Origin of the sequence: Bacillus spongiae (assembly GCF_037120725.1) — a bacterium.
Classification (GTDB): Bacteria; Bacillota; Bacilli; order Bacillales; family Bacillaceae_K; genus Bacillus_CI; species Bacillus_CI spongiae.
The window spans coordinates 430,081-448,775 of sequence record NZ_JBBAXC010000001.1 but is presented as its reverse complement, the minus strand read 5'-3'; the positions used below and the strand labels follow the sequence as shown (position 1 = coordinate 448,775).

16 protein-coding genes, 1 tRNA gene and 1 pseudogene are annotated in these 18,695 nt (G+C 37.6%); 6 read left to right on the top strand and 12 right to left on the bottom strand.

Features of this window, described 5'->3' with window-relative positions:
* Nucleotides 1-619: pseudogene (locus WAK64_RS02155) on the top strand (transposase); the annotation flags it as partial.
* 118 nt (nucleotides 620-737) lie between these two features.
* Here WAK64_RS02155 and WAK64_RS02150 read toward each other — a convergent pair.
* The 4 genes from WAK64_RS02150 to WAK64_RS02135 form a co-directional block, all read right to left on the bottom strand.
* On the bottom strand, nucleotides 738-1,334 hold the full coding sequence (locus WAK64_RS02150; protein WP_336585271.1) for a hypothetical protein: 597 nt from the start codon (nucleotides 1,332-1,334) through the stop codon (nucleotides 738-740).
* A 12-nt stretch (nucleotides 1,335-1,346) separates the two neighbouring features.
* Nucleotides 1,347-1,790: a hypothetical protein gene (locus WAK64_RS02145; RefSeq protein WP_336585270.1), complete on the bottom strand. Its 444-nt coding sequence runs from the start codon at nucleotides 1,788-1,790 to the stop codon at nucleotides 1,347-1,349.
* Nucleotides 1,787-5,386, bottom strand: coding sequence for an AAA family ATPase (locus WAK64_RS02140; protein WP_336585269.1), 3,600 nt, complete (start codon nucleotides 5,384-5,386; stop codon nucleotides 1,787-1,789). Before WAK64_RS02140 ends, WAK64_RS02145 begins: the two co-directional genes overlap by 4 nt.
* Nucleotides 5,387-6,406: 1,020 nt before the next feature.
* On the bottom strand, nucleotides 6,407-6,865 hold the full coding sequence (locus WAK64_RS02135; protein ID WP_336585268.1) for a GNAT family N-acetyltransferase: 459 nt from the start codon (nucleotides 6,863-6,865) through the stop codon (nucleotides 6,407-6,409).
* Nucleotides 6,866-7,056: 191 nt separating this feature from the next.
* On the opposite strand from WAK64_RS02135, the gene WAK64_RS02130 reads away from it, so the two are divergent.
* The 3 genes from WAK64_RS02130 to WAK64_RS02120 all read left to right on the top strand — a co-directional run bounded on the left by WAK64_RS02130 (nucleotide 7,057) and on the right by WAK64_RS02120 (nucleotide 8,381).
* Nucleotides 7,057-7,128: transfer RNA gene (locus WAK64_RS02130), tRNA-Gln, on the top strand.
* Nucleotides 7,129-7,357: 229 nt separating this feature from the next.
* Complete coding sequence (locus WAK64_RS02125) at nucleotides 7,358-8,059, top strand: helix-turn-helix transcriptional regulator (protein ID WP_336585267.1); 702 nt, start codon at nucleotides 7,358-7,360, stop codon at nucleotides 8,057-8,059.
* Between the two features lie 79 nt (nucleotides 8,060-8,138).
* A complete protein-coding gene (locus WAK64_RS02120) occupies nucleotides 8,139-8,381 on the top strand; it encodes a DUF2626 domain-containing protein (protein ID WP_336585266.1) in 243 nt (80 codons plus the stop codon).
* A gap of 69 nt (nucleotides 8,382-8,450) precedes the next feature.
* Here WAK64_RS02120 and WAK64_RS02115 read toward each other — a convergent pair whose 3' ends face one another.
* Nucleotides 8,451-9,086: an MBL fold metallo-hydrolase gene (locus WAK64_RS02115; protein ID WP_336585265.1), complete on the bottom strand. Its 636-nt coding sequence runs from the start codon at nucleotides 9,084-9,086 to the stop codon at nucleotides 8,451-8,453.
* Nucleotides 9,087-9,283: 197 nt separating this feature from the next.
* On the opposite strand from WAK64_RS02115, the gene WAK64_RS02110 reads away from it, so the two are divergent.
* Nucleotides 9,284-9,460 (top strand): DUF2759 domain-containing protein, encoded by a 177-nt coding sequence (locus tag WAK64_RS02110; protein ID WP_336585264.1) that lies wholly within the window; start codon nucleotides 9,284-9,286, stop codon nucleotides 9,458-9,460.
* A gap of 134 nt (nucleotides 9,461-9,594) precedes the next feature.
* Here WAK64_RS02110 and WAK64_RS02105 read toward each other — a convergent pair whose 3' ends face one another.
* From WAK64_RS02105 to WAK64_RS02075, 7 genes are all read right to left on the bottom strand, one after another.
* Nucleotides 9,595-9,903, bottom strand: a complete 309-nt coding sequence (locus WAK64_RS02105; protein WP_336585263.1) for an MTH1187 family thiamine-binding protein — start codon at nucleotides 9,901-9,903, stop codon at nucleotides 9,595-9,597.
* Nucleotides 9,903-11,036, bottom strand: coding sequence for a YqgU-like beta propeller domain-containing protein (locus WAK64_RS02100; protein ID WP_336585262.1), 1,134 nt, complete (start codon nucleotides 11,034-11,036; stop codon nucleotides 9,903-9,905). The genes WAK64_RS02105 and WAK64_RS02100 overlap by 1 nt, the downstream gene beginning before the upstream one ends.
* 375 nt (nucleotides 11,037-11,411) lie before the next feature.
* The gene (locus WAK64_RS02095) at nucleotides 11,412-12,599 is read right to left on the bottom strand and encodes a M14 family metallopeptidase (protein WP_336585261.1); all 1,188 of its coding nucleotides are present in this window, start codon (nucleotides 12,597-12,599) and stop codon (nucleotides 11,412-11,414) included.
* Nucleotides 12,600-12,700: 101 nt separating this feature from the next.
* Nucleotides 12,701-14,575, bottom strand: a complete 1,875-nt coding sequence (locus WAK64_RS02090) for an LTA synthase family protein (protein ID WP_336585260.1) — start codon at nucleotides 14,573-14,575, stop codon at nucleotides 12,701-12,703.
* Nucleotides 14,576-14,917: 342 nt separating this feature from the next.
* Entirely contained in the window at nucleotides 14,918-15,886 is a 969-nt protein-coding gene (locus tag WAK64_RS02085; protein ID WP_336585259.1) for an ROK family glucokinase, read from the bottom strand.
* 10 nt (nucleotides 15,887-15,896) lie between these two features.
* Nucleotides 15,897-16,100: a YqgQ family protein gene (locus WAK64_RS02080; RefSeq protein ID WP_336585258.1), complete on the bottom strand. Its 204-nt coding sequence runs from the start codon at nucleotides 16,098-16,100 to the stop codon at nucleotides 15,897-15,899.
* Between the two features lie 120 nt (nucleotides 16,101-16,220).
* The gene (locus tag WAK64_RS02075) at nucleotides 16,221-17,681 is read right to left on the bottom strand and encodes a spore germination protein (RefSeq protein ID WP_419465877.1); all 1,461 of its coding nucleotides are present in this window, start codon (nucleotides 17,679-17,681) and stop codon (nucleotides 16,221-16,223) included.
* A 132-nt stretch (nucleotides 17,682-17,813) separates the two neighbouring features.
* Between WAK64_RS02075 and WAK64_RS02070 the strand changes: the two genes are divergently transcribed.
* Nucleotides 17,814-18,692 carry a hypothetical protein gene (locus tag WAK64_RS02070; RefSeq protein ID WP_336585256.1) on the top strand — a complete coding sequence of 293 codons (879 nt, stop codon included), beginning with the start codon at nucleotides 17,814-17,816 and terminating at the stop codon, nucleotides 18,690-18,692.
* Nucleotides 18,693-18,695: the final 3 nt, after the last annotated feature.

The window sequence follows — 18,695 nt, the reverse complement described above, 5'->3', positions numbered from 1 at the left end:
TACGTTAATTCCATTTCTAGATGACATTGAGCAACATTATTTTGAGTTACCGAACCACATTGTTGCAGATGCAGGTTATGGTAGTGAACAGAACTATAATGATATCCTTTCTAATAGAAAACGAGAAGCGCTTATTACGTATAATCGGTATTTAAAGGAACAGAAGAAAAAATACCGACAAAACGCATTTAACCCAGACAACTGGGAGTATAATGAGGAAACAGATACCTATACATGCCCTAATCAAAAGCGACTTCCATTTCAATATCATTCTATTCGCCATGATCGTACAGGATTTGAACGGAAGTTCAAAATCTATGAGTGTGAAGACTGTTCCTCATGCCCATTTCGTTCATCATGCACAAAAGCAAAAGAAGGCAATAATCGAAAACTAATGGTGAATGAAAATTGGGAACATCAAAAAGAATATGTAAGAGCGAAGCTTTCAGAAGAAAAAACGAGGGCCATTTATCGAAAAAGGAAAATCGCTGTGGAACCAGTTTTTGGATTCTTGAAAGCGAATTTGTGTTTCTCCCGATTTTCTGTACGTGGAAAATCGAAGGTAGAAAACGAAATGGGCCTCGCATTAATGGCAGTGAATTTAAGAAAATTCACTGCCATTAATGCGGGGGAAGAATAGGATTTAAACAAAAAAATAAAGAAAGGTGAATTTGAATACTCTCAAATTCACCTTTTTTATTTTTGAAGCTAGTTATGTCCCAGCCTCCTCTTGTCCTCTATAGCGGTTTAACAGTATATGTATTCCCCGCTTTCACACTTACAACATTATAATAAGTTATTTTATCATTCGGAAATTTGACAGCGTATGATATGCCACCTCCATTGTCCTTCAGCCCCTTGATTGTCACCGTACTTGGAACCGGAATCGAGAAAGCTGCCGGATTGTTGGCGAGAATGAGCTTCTCTTTCAACATCTGCCCGTTTACAAGGATTTGGACTTCATCACTATCTTCACTATTAAAATCCCATATCAGCATTTTCGCATCCCCACCTGAATCCCCTACAGTCACTTCGAAATCCATCGCGGTAATTCCTGCGTTGGTTTCACCTGTAAATGGGGTTTCTCCGGCCATGGTGGACTTGCTAATTCTATTGGCGACCACTTCCTTCGCACTACCTTCTGAGGTGTAACTGAGGCTGCCTAGAATCATACTTAAGCCAATAGCCAATAACACCGCTAAAATAGCTCCAAATAAAACCGGCTTTCTATGGCTATGTTCATGGTAGATGACCTCGGGATGTTGTTCTTCCTCATCGAACTCTGTTAGATTGTCCAAATTATTAACAGAGTCTTCCTTAACTCTTTTCTGCATTGCAGTTCCTCCTTAACGCATCATCTTATAACTAATCGGGTACTTATAGTACCAATACGATAAAAACGCTCTTCCCAGCAAGATTGTTAGTACAGATAAGCCTATCGCAACAGCCTTTCCGATAACCATTCGGTCTGCCCAAAGATTGGCAAAGGTCAGACTGAGCTCCATGACGATTAAGCTAACAAAGCACATCTGGAAAAACGGTAGCAGCACAGGGATTTTGCCATATATCTCCAATTTTAGTTCTCGGCTCTTCATCGAAATAAAGAGAATGAAACCGAAAAAAGCGATTCCTTCTAAGCCCATCCCCATCCCAAGCCTTGGGGCTTCCAGTTTATAAACGTCAAGGAGATCCAGGAATGTAATCAGAGGCCCAAAAACGAGGGCGACAACAATGTAGAGAATGAGGCCGAATAAAAATAACCCAGCAAAGAATAAAAAGATTTTTTTCATCTAACAACACCTCCGGCCTTTAAAACATCCTCATGCGTAAGCAGGGTCAAATCTTCTAATGTTGGTTGGTCGATTTTGCTCAGCCTCAATGCATGCGCTCGGATGGCAGCTTCACAAATATTCCTTGCCAGACGGCCATTACCAGCCGAAGCATTCCCCTCAGTTCTAGCATATATTTCTTGAAGCACATTTGCTCCATCAGTGCTCAATTCGTACCCCATCGGCTTCAGCAGACGTGTGCTGATTTCCACAAGTTCATGTAATGAATAATCAGGGAAGCTTATCACATTCGGAAATCTTGAGCGCAAGCCTGCGTTCGAATCGAGAAGCTGTTCCATATCAGCCTCATAACCTGCTAAAATCACAATAATATTTTCACGATGATCATCCATGAACTTAACGATCGTATCAATCGCTTCCTGACCAAAATCCTGGCCATCGCCGAAAAGAGCATACGCTTCGTCGACGAATAATATACCACCGAGCGCCTTCTCGAGAAGCTCACGAGTTTTTAGGGCAGTTTGGCCAACATATCCAGCCACAAGTCCAGAACGATCTGTTTCTACGATATGATCGAGCTTGATCACTCCAAGCTCCTTCAGCCTTCTTGCCAAAATCCGCGCAATGGTCGTCTTTCCTGTCCCTGGGTTGCCTTTAAAAACCATGTGCAGAGATTGGACACCCATATCCGGCAGTCCTATTGCTTTCCTTTTATTCGCCACTTCGATCTGAGCTGATAACGCCCGTACAAATGTTTTTACTTCTTCTAGTCCGATAACCGAATCCAGCTCTTGCAGAGCGTTTTCCTTCGGCTGATCCTCCAGCAGTCCAAAATCAGCCAAGGTCAGCCTGTTCAATTGATCTGGCCCTGCATGGTCAATCTCAACAATCCTTTTTGCCTGGTTACGAATTGCTGCCTCCAGCGTATTCCTCACCAACCGACCATTGCCGCTGTCGTTTTTACCAGGAATCTGTTTTTTCTTATAAAACTCAGCCAATGAATGCTGCACATCCATATCTACGTTGAAGCCTTTGGATTTGGCCTGTAACTCAGTAATCTGTGTAAGCTGTTCCGATGTATAATCAGGGAACTCAATATTTAATGGGAAGCGGGACCTCAGGCCTGGATTGCTCCGCAAAAATTTCTCCATTTCATCGGTGTAGCCAGCGAGAATTACCACAAGGTCGTCCCGGTGGTTTTCGATTAGCCGAACAAACGTATCAATCGCCTCTTTGCCAAAGCCACCTCCTTGGACACCTTCCTCTATCAGACTGTAAGCTTCGTCAATAAATAAGACTCCCCCTAAAGCTGATTGGACGACCTGAGTTGTTTTCATTGCTGTCTGCCCCATATATTCTGCCACCAAATCGCTACGGTCCACTTCGATGAGATGGCCTCTTTTCAACAGTCCCATTGATTTAAGCATCTCAGCTATCATTCTTGCCATTGTCGTCTTACCTGTACCCGGATTTCCGGAAAATACGATATTTAGAGTCTGCGATTGTTCTGTCAGGATCCCAGCCTTTTTCCGCTTTTCATTCGCGAGAATCTGCTTTTCCAGACTCCTGATAAAATCCTTCACATTATCCAGACCGATGACTTTTTCAAACGCTCGTTCCAGCTCGAACCTCGGACGCTCAGCAATCCCGAAATCTTCGGCTGTCAAAAGCTTATAATTCCGTACACCTGTTTCCCCACTTAGTCTTACAGACTGTTTCCGTATGGCATCCTCCAGCATATTACGCACAAGACGGCCGTTCCCCGCATCATTCCGCCCTGAAATCTGCTTGGAATCAAACAGTCCAAGCAGCTGTTCCTTGATGCCAAAATCAATCGTAAAGTCCTTCGATGAAGCCATTTCAGTCAGAATCTCAAACATCTCTTCGGACGTATAATCCGGAAACTCAATAAAATAAGGGAACCGTGATTGAAGGCCTGGATTCACTTTCATGAAATCATCCATCTCATTCGTGTAACCGGCAAGGACCATGACTAGGTTGTTACGATGGTCCTCCATTCCCTTAACCAGTGTATCAATGGCTTCCAGCCCAAACGGATCCTGCTTATTTCTCGACAAGGCATACGCTTCATCAATGAATAATACGCCACCAAGGGATCGTTCAATAACAGAATTGGTTTTTGGCGCAGTTGATCCCAGATATTCTCCGACCAGATCCTGCCTTGCTGCCTCTACCAATTGTCCCTGGGAAAGCAATCCCATAGCTTTTAAAATCCGTGAAACTAGCCTTGCTACGGTTGTTTTTCCAGTACCGGGATTCCCGGTAAACACCATATGAATCGCCATTTTACCAGCAGCTTTATATCCGGCCTCCTGCCTCATTTTTTCAGCCTTCACCGTTTCAAGCAGTTCATGAATCGCTGTTTTTACAGAATGCAAACCAGTCAGGCGATTCAGTTCGTCGATCAGGTCTTCAATCTTTTCCTCTTCTACCAGTGGAATGGACTTTAATAGGAAGCTTTTCTCCCCCTTAACGGCCAGCAAAACATCCTTCTCGAGCTGAATCGAAATTCGGTCATGCGCCATGAAAGTACCTCTTGCCCTAAAATCAACAAGCGCCTGATAAAAATCCTTTTCTGCTAAACTCTCAATTGCCTCTCCATATTTCTTCGTTGCCAAAATCCGCTCTACTAAACCAGTAAACAATCCTTCTTCAAACTTTACCATTAGCTGCGTTTGGCTTTCGAGCCTACGGGCAGCAGCATGGAGCTTGCTCCTTAAAATAGCCTCAACATCCTGAGACAAGAGCGGTGCGGAAAGCGCATAGGATTGAATCCCTTTTAAAATTGGAGCAGGTATTTTATTTACTACTTCAGTTGGCAGCTTTCCATGCACTTCCTCTTTCAAATCCACATCACTGTAGAAGACGAGAAAATAATCGGAGGCATCGACCATCATGCTGCTTTCCGTTCGGAAATAGCCCTGCTGTACAAGCCTTGAAACATACTTAAGAACCTCAGCGTCAGCCTTCTCAATCCCCGAAAAGCAAACTGTTCCAATTCCATGCTCAAATGCAGCGGAACAATCGAGGATGAAATTGCTGTGTATATCCTTCTCTGTGTAATTCCGTAAATCAATCGTTACAGCCTGCTTATAGGGAACTAGCTTTTTCTTATAGAGCTGATCAACCAGCAGCTGCAAGGTCGTAAACTTGCCCGTTCCAGCGGGACCAGCCAGCAAGATGATATTTTGTACCTTACCTTTTTCCCTATTAAAAAAAGCTTTTTTATAGGAAACTAGCAGCTCATCAATGAACGCATCCTGGCGCAGAATCCTTCTATTAAGTCCCTTCTTGATTTCGACAAAAATCGTATCCAATTCTTCATTTGAACGATTCAAGCCCATCTGCATTAACCCATACTTCGCATCCTTGACCACTTCCCCGACACCACTAGCAGAATGGGGAACATGCTGCGGATTACCACTGCTCGATTCTGTCCTTTGCGCTCCGGAATGAGCCATTGCCTGAGCCTGTCCACCCATTCGCTGTTTCTTGCTCCTGAACCCATTTGCCCATACATAATCGACCAATTGAAGCTCTGGCAGTAAAATCCGAAGCCATTTTTGAAAACCCATGAACTAACCTCACCTTACATATGATTTACATATAATTTTAAACTAAAATCTAACAATTACAATTAAATTTTCCAAAAAACACCGAAAGACCAAGCAGGATGATTCCGCTTGCTCAACTATTTTCAAAATCCTTCTAACACTTCAGTTTTATTACTTATTCTTTTGTTTATAAAGTTACCCATTAGTTGCCTAACGGTATAGAATTTCATCCATAGTAATTAATAAAAAGCGGAAGAAAAATCTCCCGCTTAAATAGGTTTGATAGCCTGTGAAAACTTACTTTTATGAAAAATATTTGCAATTTTAACTTAGCGTAACCTACATTCTTCTTGGTAAACAAGAAATCGTTTCCAACTTTTAAAAACTTGGTCTTAACCAACTTAATAGCTCTCTTTGCTCAATCGAAAATGAAATGCAAAAAATTATACTTAAAAATAAAGAGCCGAACGAAGATAGAAAGAAAAAATTAACTATATTGAGTTTTCTAGAGACAATAGTTCTGGAAGATTTGGTTTTTTAGAATAAAAGAATAGGCGTTTCTGATTTTCCGGAATAATTGTAATGTTTATTGTCCTCCCTTACTACTTTAAAAAACAAAACATGTAGTGGAGATACTAGAGTGGAATTAATGAAACATTTAGTAAATCAATGAATTTTTAAATGACCGTATTGAAGTGTGTCATTTACGTAAAATTTCCCGCCTTTAAAAATAATATTTTGCTTCTTAGAAAACTTCCATCCTTTTATACGTTGGACATATATACATGCGCTTAATATGATTCATTCATTTTCGCTTACACTAAGGTTAACTTCAAGTCATAAAATTTATTTCAATTAATATAACCGTTCGTCTCCGAACCTTAAATTACTATTTAGTCCGATTGCTTCCTACTAAAGCAAATGACGACATCGGAGACCATCCTCACTATAGGGAGTGATCTTACAAAATGAAACATAACAGATATCATAAAAAAGGAGCTGGGCCTTTAATCCTAGCTTCCTTCCACTTTCATATAATTATCAAATGTTTTTTTCCATCACAACATTTGTAATCTGATAGCCTAATTTTCCATATAGCTCCCTCGCTATTTGATTATGTCCAAATACATGAAGGCCTATCTTTTTAACCTTTAACGTTTCTTTTGCGATTTGTTCCATCGCTTGCATAGCAGCTTTACCATAACCCTTTCCTTGACATTCATCCTCAATACGAATGTCATAAACATACCCTGAGTCTTTTGATTGTTTTGCTAACCATAAAATACCCACTGGTTGATGAACGTCAAAGATTGTAAATAAGAAATGATCGTTCGTGTTTAACCCATTTGGAAGAAGCTCATTAAATTGATTTTTTGCTCTCTCTACCGCTTCCTCTTTACGCCAATTTCCAGATAGAACTTTTTGTTCGGCATATTGAACAACAGACTTTTTTAGATATAGATCAAACTCCTGTGACGTCATCGGCTTTAAATTAACCATATTTTCCTCCTTAGAAGTTTAGTATACATCATTATAGTCATTCTTCTTTATTTACGTAAAACCCTCTTAAAAACAAATCATCTTTTCTTTTAATATTTTATAAAACAATTTTAAAAAAACATTAAGAAATCACTTGTATATTTCTAATGTTTCTTGCTATAATATTAAATGTCGAAAATAAGTATTAACGATGGGCTATAGCCAAGCGGTAAGGCAACGGACTTTGACTCCGTCATGCGTTGGTTCGAATCCAGCTAGCCCAGTCATTATTAGAACAGCTACTAATAGCTGTTCTTTTTTTCATTAAAGCTCTACCATTATTTAATACTCTACCTACCAGAATTCCCTCTACTAGTTCAACTATTTTTCTCATTCATTCCAATTATGATTGTGAACAAAAACCAAACTTTTGGAAAATCTTTATTTTTTTCATATCTTCTTGCTTTTATAGCGTTATAATATAAGTATTATCCTTGTAGTGAGGTGTAAAGGATGGACCAAACATTACGTATTACAAATACATTAGCAGATCCAACACGTTACTCGATCTATCAATATATACTTCAAAAACAAACTGACGTAACTGTTCAAGAAATTGCTACTCAATTTCAAATTCATCCAAACGTAGCTAGGCTTCATCTTTCAAAGCTTGAAGATGTTAAGGTAATCTTATCAGAGTTGCATAAAACAGGGAAAGGCGGACGTCCTGGAAAAGTATACAGACTGTCAAAGCAAGTTGTACAACTTACTTTTCCTCATCGCGATTTTCAACTGTTATCAGATATTGCCTTAAAGGCTCTTGATGCATTAGGAGAGAAAGGGGTTATACTATTACAACAAGAGGGGAAAAAGAAAGGGTATGAAATGATTGAGGAAAAGCTTACACATCAAAATAAAGAACTTCATGAATTATCGTTTGATGATAAAATAGAGCTTTTCCGTGAGATTTCTTCTTCCGTTGGATATTTTCCACGAATCCAAAAAGAAAATAATGGTTATTCGTTACTCTTTGAAATATTTAATTGCCCTTTTAAAGAAAAAGCTCTCAAGCAACCAGAGCAAATTTGTACAATGCATAACGCCTATTTACACGGGGCTTTTCACGCTCTGTTTAATGTTGATGAATTTAGTCAAGTACAAAGTATGGATGCTCACTGTGATAAATGTAGATATCGAATAAATGTAACAAACTAAAAGCAATGATATATTTACAATTCATCATTTGTTCCTTATAATAATGAATGATGGATTGTGGCGTAAAGGAGGGATACATATGGAACGTATGTACAGAGTTCTTGGATTCTGGACAGGAATTTTCGCTGTGATGTTCTATTTAGGCGATATGAATACGACTTCACTCATTTTCCTAGGACAAACTGGATTTTTTATCCTATTAAGTTATTTGAAATTATCTGAACGTATGTATATTTATATTTTTGGCGCTTACTTAACAGTGTTCTTTGCAGGATTCACTTATTGGACGACCTTTATGATGACTCCTGGAGGCGGGCATTAATCTAAATATATAGAGAGCTTTCCAAAAGAACCATCTCTTATGAGATGGTTCTTTTCTTTCCTATGAAAACTAAAATCCATTTAAAAAGGGGTTCTGATCCATCTCTTCCTCTACAGATGTTTCATGGCCGTGTCCAGGCAACACAAGAGTATTCTCCGGTAGACTTAATAGATGAGTGTGAATACTATTAAGTAACTCTTCATGATTTCCACCAGGCAAATCTGTTCTACCAATACTTCCTTGAAATAAAGTATCGCCCGCAATAACAATGTCGTTGTCTTTTATGTAAAAGGAAAGACTTCCAGGTGAATGTCCTGGGGTCCTCATTACTTCCAGATTAAAACTTCCAATTGTTAACGAGGATTCATCGGTTAGAATCCTATCAGCTGATTTTACCTTTGTTAAGCTTCCCATCATAAAAAACTGTGATCCATTTAAAGAAGGATCTTCTAACCATTTTTCTTCATTTTTGTGAATATATAACGGTATCTTGTATGCCTCCCGAATAACGTCAACAGCTCCAATATGATCAAAGTGAGCATGAGTTAATAGTATTGCTAATGGTGTATATTGCCTTGAACGTAATAGCTTCAGCAACCTATCACCATCACCACCTGGATCAAAAATTAAACATTCTTTTCTTTCATTCTTTATAATATAGCAGTTCGTTTGAAGTGGACCTAATGGTAACCTTTCCCAAATCATTTTTTTCAACCTCCTATCTCAAGCTTATCATACCACGCTTATGACCCGTTTTCTTTACTTTATTTTTAAATAAGTCATTACTAAAGAGGATTAGACCTCGACAAATGACACAAAAACCGATAAAATATGGATTGAGTATATATAGCTACATACAATCATTCATTGGAATGGTTTCGTAAAAGAAAGGAGCATGTAAGATGGGATTAGCAATTATTACTGCTTTAGTGACAATATTAGCCCTATTCGCTAGTATTTCTGCAATTAAAAACAAAAATTTATTAGGGATCGTTTTCGGTTTAGGAACTCTTGGAGTTTTTGGTTGGTTTACGATTGCAACAGTCATCAATTCTGCTTATCCAGCTGTTGCCCATTAATAAGGGGAACAGATAGAAGCACGCTAATTTAGTGCCTAGTGCCATACTAAAAAAGAGGAATGATCTTATGTAGATCATTCCTCTTTTTGATGCTAGGATTATAACTTATTTTCGTATGAAGGCATAAGCCTTGACTACATTTTGGCTTTTACAGAAGCTAGCTTATCTTCCATTTTTCGTTTTTTATCTCTTCGATCATCAATTCGAATATTTGTTGCCACTCGCTGAATACCCTTTTCAAATGGAACTTCGTGAATCTTTTGAACTACGTCTAATAATATTGGTAAGTCACCTTCTATAAGAGTGCTCATAGGAGTTAATTTGAAAGATATCTGTCCTTCTTCTTCTAATTTCAGCAGTAGCTTTTGAATATCGGCTACATAATTGCTTACACTAGGTGTTTCTGTACCAATTGGAATTACGGTTATGTCTACAATTGCCATTACTCTATCACCTCATTCTCCATTTCAACAAAATTATTAATTTCTTGTTCCTTTAAGTTTATCAGTTTTTCACCTTTATAGCCATACAAGCAATACGTTCCTTGACTAGTACATTGTAATGGCTCATTCTTGATATTTTCAAACAATACTTCTTCCTCTCCCGTCTTTAAATTCCATGATATAAGTTGAAAATTATCTTGGTAAGCATCAAATGGGCCACTCTTATACGGAGTAAACACAAAAAAATGATGACGGTCTATTGTATAAAACGGAACGAGCCAACTAGAATATTGATCCAATTGAGGAACAGTAAATCGAAGAGGGTTCTCGCTATTCGCCCTTTCCGTAAACTGATAATGAGCTGAATGTACATCATTTTCGTCCACAATAATTTCAAGAAGATACTCTTCCAATTTATCAAATTGAAAAACACTTTCTCCTATCATTTTTTCATCCTTCTGAAATCCCTTCTCATAAAGTGGGGAGACTAACTGAATTTCATCCTGATTCCATTTTTGGTACAACCATGTATCTTCATTACTCCATGTTAAAAAGGCTTCGGCGCCTTCCATCAACTGCATCTTATTTGTAGAAATATTAAGAAGATACAATTCATGAGTCCACTCTTCATTAAATGCCGTCAGAAATACAAGGTTTTCATCATAAGGGTTCCATTCTATCATTAATTCATATGAAGGGATCTCCTTTTCAATCATGACCGTACCACTTAAGTCGATTACCACAATATTTGCTGAGGATGTAATAGGTGCTGTATGAATCATGATCCATTGGTTTGAGCTACTAATTTCTGCTGTGACAAACGGTTTGTCAGTTTCATAAAAGACAGATTGTTCCCCTGTATGTATGTGATAGCGTATGAATTGATACATTCCATCAATGAACTGAACATATACCATTTCTTCTCCATTCACCCAACCGATACTACGAACAAATGCTTGTTTTTGAATATGTAATGGTTCAACTGTTTTCTCATCAAGTGTGCTATTTTCAGCTGTTTCTGACAATTCATTATTTGTAGGCGAAGGATCAGGTTCTTTCACAATTTTTTCGTTTCGACAACCAATAAGGATCATACATAACAATATCAATAAGCAAAAATGCAGGCGTTTCACCCTTTCCTTCCACCTCCTAAAAGTATCTTTAACCTATATGACGATTATTAGTTCATGAAGGTTTCATTTTTTTTACATTTTCATTAACTTTTTGACTCACTTTTTTCATGTTTTTCACTACTCTTTCTAAAGAGCAACGAGCTTCAATGTAAACTGGTGACTACACGCCATTATCCATAGGCTAACAAAATTTAATACTTCGTTTTATTTTATCGATTACCACAATAATAGTGTCTTATCAAAATACGCTGCTACTGTCATAACTTGTATTCTGAAACAATTAAAAAAGGGGATCATATCGCCCTCCACGGCTATGATCCCCCTTAATCCTTTCATTAATCGATTTCGTGAGCAGAGAAAGGCAATCTTATATTATTATTTGTATAATGCAACAAGCATGATACCGAGAACATCCTGATATATTTCATCAAATTGAGAGAGAGGCAATGGATTGATACCCTTCCCTAATTCCAATGTAAAGCCCGCTTTTCGAAATTCCTGTATGAACCAATCTTTATAGCCAGCGTAGCTATCTACATATCGTATCGACTCATAGCCACTTACACGTTCAAAGTCAGCAGCAAGCTCAACAGATTCCTCAGGCTCTAGTCCTTCATATCCCCAATAAAATTCTCTCCCTTGAGTATGAAAAGCCAACATTCGATCGAATTCTTCTTCTCTCGCCAGTTCCGCCATGGCAATTGCTTCTGGCTCAGACAGAGGTTTATAACCCGGGAAATCTCTAGGTGCTGGGGCTTTTTCTTTTTTTCTTTCTTTTTCAACCTCCCACTTAGCTGGATACTGATTGTTTAAATCAACTCCCCTTATATTTGCCTTCCAGTTCGAAAAATCCTCACTTCCTTTATTTATTTTTACTAATTCTTCTCGGTTTTCTTCAGACGGACCATTAATCACAAGGTTAACACCATCAGGATTAACCATTGGGACTATCGAAAAGGAAACAGAAAAATAAAGTGATTGTGGTGAAATTCCACGGATATTATTGCCATTTGTTAACGCCAATAAATACTCATTTATAAAGGTCATAATAATGGGAGAGGTAATCCACTCATTTGCATGAAATGAACCATTAAAATTGACTTTTTTATTCCCTCTTCCAATAACTAATTCATATAATGGTAAGCCTTGAACACTAGTACCAATTTCCTGAAATGTAACGAAAGGGTAAATCGTCTGGAGGTTCTCAAGGTCATTTTTGAGAACTTGGAAACCGTAGGCCATCTTCCCATTCACAATGGGGGAGACTACGCGTTGTGGAAGCAATATCTCCTCTCCTACCACCAAGGAGTTTGGCTGTTTATCAGGATTAATAAGTAAAAGAGCGTCCACATTTACGTTTCGTGTAGAAGCCAATTTCCAAAATGTGTCTCCTGTTTTTACTTTGTACTCTTGAAGTAAGAAGCCCGGAATTTCAACCGTTTGACCAATTTGTAAATCTTCTGGATCAATCGCTGGGTTGGAATCGATAATGAGCTGTAACGGAATGAAAAAAAGCTGACTATAATACCATAAGGAATCACCGCGTCGAACTGAAACCTTCATATTTTTCCTCCCCTTCAACTCCTTCTCTTATTACTTGTATGTCGTGGAAATGAGAACATGACAAAAAAATGCCTGCAATGAATGCAGGCATTTCCAACTTTTTATGGTGTTTCAAGTTCATCCTCTTTTCCGTAAAAACGAAGGAGGTCTCCTGTAATAATTCTTTCTGAGAAGCTAAGTTCTTCTTCTACACGATCTAAATACGGTTCACAAACACTCATATCCAGCTCCTGTTCCGTATTTTTATCCCAACATTTTTCACCAGCGTACACTATATCCTCCGTTATGAATCGTCCATCACGTAAGATAGTAAATTCTTCAAAATCCTCGGAGAATAAATCTGATCCAAATTGAATATCATCCGACGTATCCATTCCTAATAAGTGCAATAAAGTCGGACGAAGGTCAAGTTGGCCACTTACTTCAGACATTACTTTTCCTTCCATACCAGGAATATGAATAATTAAAGGTACTCTTTGCAATTGTGTCGAAACTAAAGGTGTGACTTCTTTTCCAAGATATTGCGCCATAGATGGGTTATGGAGTTCTGAAATACCGTAGTGATCCCCATACATGACAATAATAGAATCATCGTAAATACCCGACTCTTTCAAATCATTAACAAATTCTTCCACAGCTTCATCCATATAACGAACCGTTTGGAAATATTTATTTAACGTATTTGAGTTTGAGTCATATTGCTCAATTAGAATATCCTCTTCGTCTTCTAAATCAAATGGATGGTGATTCGTTAACGTAATCATCTTCGTAAAGAAAGGTTGTGGCATTTCTTGTATGTGCTCAATCGATTGATCAAAAAATGGTTTATCCTTTAATCCCCAACCTACCTTATTTTCTTCTGTCACTTCATAATCTGTCACAGAATAAAATCGGTCGTATCCTAAAGAATCATACATGATATCTCGATTCCAGAAGCTTTTTCTATTAGCATGCATGACAGACGTAAAATAATCATTCTCGTTTAATCGTTCCGTTAAGGAATTATATTCATTAACTGCACCCGTAAAAAATACGGCCCCTCGATTTGAAGGATACATTGAGTTATCTAGAAGAAATTCTGAATCAGACGTTTTCCCTTGTTGGGTTTGGTGATAAAAATTGTCAAAATAAATACTTTCACCGATAAACTCGTTCAAAAATGGAGTAACAACCTCTCCATTCATCTCATTGTTAATTACAAAGCTTTGCAGCGATTCTAATGAAATAACAATTAAGTTTTTATCTTTCGCAATTCCAAACATTTCATCATCTGGTTCAACATAATTTGCCTTCACGTAGTTTTCAATTTCTGTTAATTCACTACCATCTGCAAGTGCACGCTGTGCAGACGATTTCGATTGTAAGAACATATCATATAAATGATAGTTATATGTGCCGATATTTTTCACAAGCATCTCACGGTCAAATGTACGTGTTAATAATTGTGGTCTTTCCGTTTCAGCTAAACCTAAATTAAAGAACATCATCGCTAAAGCGACTAAAAAATAGGCTCTTCGTTGCGGCGATGTGAATGAATCAAATTTAATCATTTTCGGTCTAATTTTCATAATGACCGCAAGAATAATTACATCTGTAAAGAAAAATATATCTGTCCATTGCACTAATTCACCAGCACTGTTTCCTAGATCACCGAAGTTACTCGTTTGGAATAACACAGGTAACGTTAAGAAGTCAGTAAAGAAACGATAAAATGCGACGTTTCCATAAAGAATAATGGCAAGAATAGTGGTTACAATGAAAATAAATCGATTTCGCTTTTTATCGCTTTTCATAAATAACCCTATACCAAACATAAATAACAAGAAGCTTATTGGATTGATAAACAAAATAAATTCTTGCATAGAATTTTCAATATTAATATCAAAGCTAGTTTTATAGACTAAATACGTTTTTAACCATACTAACACTGTTGCTAGAAGCACAAGTGACACAGTAGGCCATTTCCACTTCCTCATATAGTCATACCTCCTAAATTACCTTTATATATTGGGATTTTTTAACTATCTTTTACATTTTAAGGATTTCAATGAAATAACTATGAACTATCTTAATACTTTTTACAATAAAAAGCAAACCTCTCTTTTATAAATTTTGGATAGAATTATAGTTTTAATTCTATTTTATACTCTGTACTATTAGACGTATAAACTTATAAAAAAGTTTCATTTTTTTCTTGTTAAAATTTTCTTGCACCTGTAACCCTTTCACTTGATTGTTTTATGTGCACTTTTAAATGGAAAAAAGAATTTTTCTTCATAAAACAAGGAAGAAAAACTCTTTCTCTTAGATGCATTTCATTACTTTTGATTTTTTACTAACCAGCCTGCTCCAATCACGCCAGCATCGTTTTCTAGCGTAGCAATGGCCAGAGCTGTAGAATTCGCTACAGTTGGAAAAGCAAACTTCTTAAAATACATGACAACAGGGTCTAATAAAATTTTGCCTGCTTTTGATACGCCTCCGCCAAGTACGATTTTTTCTGGGTTTAAAGCATTTCCTAAATTAGCTAATGCCAGACCTAAATAGAAAGCTACCTGATCGACAATCTGCTTAGCTACCTCATCTTCTGCTCTCGCTGCATCAAAGACATCTTTTGCCGAAACGGTTCCTTTTCTAGACATTATTGTCGCTAATACTGTTTCTTCTTTTGTCTTCTGAAGCACTTCTTTGGCCAAGCGAACCACTCCTGTCGCTGATGCAACCGTTTCCAAGCAACCTTTCTTACCACAATTGCACTGAAAACCATTTGTTGGCATCACCGTAATGTGACCTATCTCCCCACCTGCGCCTTTCGTACCATGAACAATTTCTCCATTGGCAATTACTCCGCCACCGACACCCGTTCCAAGTGTTACACATACGAGGTCTTTCGCGCCGTTCCCTGCACCTTTCCACATTTCCCCAAGCGCAGCACAGTTTGCATCGTTATCGATGACAGCAGGCAAACCAGTCTCAACTTCCAACATATCTCGCAATGGAGTGTTTTTCTCCCAACCTAAATTGACAGCCTCATAAATGATTCCTTTGCTCATGTCGACAGGGCCCGGTGCTCCCATGCCAACACCCATCAGCTTTGATTTCGATTGTCCTAACTCCTCAATCTTATCGTCTATCGATTTGGCTATATTTATAATAATATTCTTTCCGTTATTCGATGTATCTGTTGGTATTTCCCACTTCTTTATAAATTCTCCATATAAGTTTAAAAAGGCTAGTTTTGTCGTAGTACCACCTAAATCAACAGCAGCAATCCATTTTTCACTCATGTCCATCACCTTACTTCTTTTTATCCTTTAATTTTTGCATTTCTGTCCGTAATAATAATAGTCCCATTTGATAGTCCTTCGGTTCAATGAGCTGAGAACGCCAAAGTTCATTTAACTCTGCTTCCATTAGTTCGAGATCAGCTATACGTTCACCAACATAAATAATCGTTCCATAATTTTTCAACAGCTGTTGAATTTCATAAATCGTTTTCATTTTTTATCACCAGCATTTTTTTATTTCCTTATAAAGTATAGAGGAAAAAAGTCAATCAAACAAGATTGTTCACAAAAAAGTCTTATTGAATTCTCGTGCGAATCAATAAGACTTTTTCAATTACCTGTCTGGATCCTGTGGATGTAAAAAACGTGGACGTCGATTTTTCAGTGGCATGGGGGATCGCAAAAACACATCTCGAAAGGCACGATAGTTAAAGGGAATAAACGGCCATAAATAAGGAACACCAAATGACTTCATCCTCGCCAAGCCGATAATCCATATCGCTACTCCAATGATAAAGCCATACAACCCGAACAATGCCGTTCCAATTAAAAGGGCTATTCTAACTAGACGATTGGCTAAGCTCATCTCATAACTTGGTGTGGCAAATGTACCAATTGCCACAATTGAAAAATATAAAATTACTTCATTAATAAACAACCCTACTTCAACAGCAACTTGTCCAATCATTAAGGCGGCTACTAGTCCAAGAGCCGTTGCCAACGAAGAGGGTGTGTGTATCGAAGCCATCCTTAGCATATCAATCCCTATTTCAATTAGTAGCAATTGAAAGATTAATGGAATGCTCCCAATGTCATTGGGACCAACAAAAGATAAGGCATCTGGTAATAATTCAGCGTTCATTGATAATAAATACCAAAATGGAAGTAAAAACACAGACCCCCAAACGGCTAATAAACGAACAAATCGTAAATAAGTGCCCACCATTGGCTTATTGCGGTATTCTTCAGCGTGCTGTAAGTGATGCCAGAAGGTAGTCGGTGTAATGATCACGCTCGGTGAACCATCAACAATAATACATACATGACCCTCATATAAATGTGACGCTGCGGTATCTGGTCTTTCCGTGTATCTCACCATCGGATACGGATTCCAATGACGACCTGAAATAAATTCTTCTACGGTTTTCTCACCCATTGGCAACCCGTCCGTATCGATTAATTCAAGAGACTGCTTAATTTGTTTCACAAGTTCCAGGTCGGCAATATCCTCCAAATAACAGACAACAACATCCGTCTTCGACCTTCTCCCGATTTGCATATATTCCATACGTAATGACCTGTCACGAATTCGTCTTCGAGTAAGTGCAGTGTTAAATACAATGGTTTCAACAAATCCATCTCTCGCACCACGAACGACCCGCTCAATATCTGGTTCTTCTGGACCACGAACAGGGTACGTCCTCGCATCAATTAGAATGATTTGATCAACCCCATCGACTACAAGTGCAGTCGGTCCCGCTAGTATTCCGTCGATGACTGCTTCAAATTCATCTACAGTCTCTACTTCAACATACGGTATGTAGGTTTTAATAAGCTTATCAATAGTATTTTCTTCTAATTGTTTTTTATCTAAACCGGATAAAATCTTCATTAAATAATGAAGAATATCATCTTTCACAAAGCCGTCGACCATATACATCGCCATTTTCCGATCAGCATAATATAAATCGAGTTGTAAGACGTCAAAGCTTTCGTCAACAGCTAATGCTTCATGTAAATAAGATACATTCTCTTCTATATTCGTGGAGATCCTTTGTTTCTGCTGACTTGTCAAGCACCCCACTCCTCTCATCCATCATTATCATTCATCATAGACACTCAAAAAAAAAATCATACTATTTTTCATAAACTTTCCTTTCTTTTCATATGATGGGTCTAGAATGGACAAACAAAGGAGGAAGGATAATTGAAGTCTAAAACAAAGAAGGTTCTTTTCGTCGTTCTTGCCACGTTCATTCTAATTATTTTATACTTAATGATTTATCAGCCTAAAGCTAAAGAAAGTATTATCTTTTTTCCAATAGATGAAAACGCTCGTTTTCTATCTGCAGATACACTTTTGACATTTGAAGGGAAAAAAAAGAAGAACCATTATCAAACAGATTGGAAGATTACCTCTAAATTAGATCAAGAAGCCTATTTACGGCAAGATATCGGCTTTCTCTATATTAATGGAAGATTGCACGGAATGATGAATGAATGGACGCAAAAAACAGACCAAATAGTAGAGGAGAAAGGTTTAAAAGGGAAAGAGAGCTCCTTATTACAAGGGATTTCTTTCCATTATGCAGAAATACACCAAAATGAGGATGAAATCACAAGTGCACAAAGAATGTCATCAGATTCACTATACGTAATCGATTCAAACTTTAGTCAGTTAAATTCATTCAGAGAGCCAGAAAATGCTTCGGAAAAAGAATGGAAAATCATCTTAGATAAAGTGACGAATCAACAGATGGATTTCGCATTAGAGAAAGGCCTTCAACAAAGTGGACTTAACCTAGACCAATACGATACTTATCTTTTAACAGAAATGACTCAATTTAATGATAAACCTATTCCTCCTTTTACAATTGAACAAACTGCTAAAATTATAGGTAATTTATGGGAAGGGTTATACAAAAACTATTTTTTAGGATTAAAAAAAGAGGATGGTACAAATGTCAATGCACTTGGAAGTACCATTCCTCTCATTTTAGTTAGTAAAGATCAGTCCCATTTATACGTATTAATCATAACACATAGTAACGAAGCCATTACATTAAAACAAATTATCTCCATTTAGTAT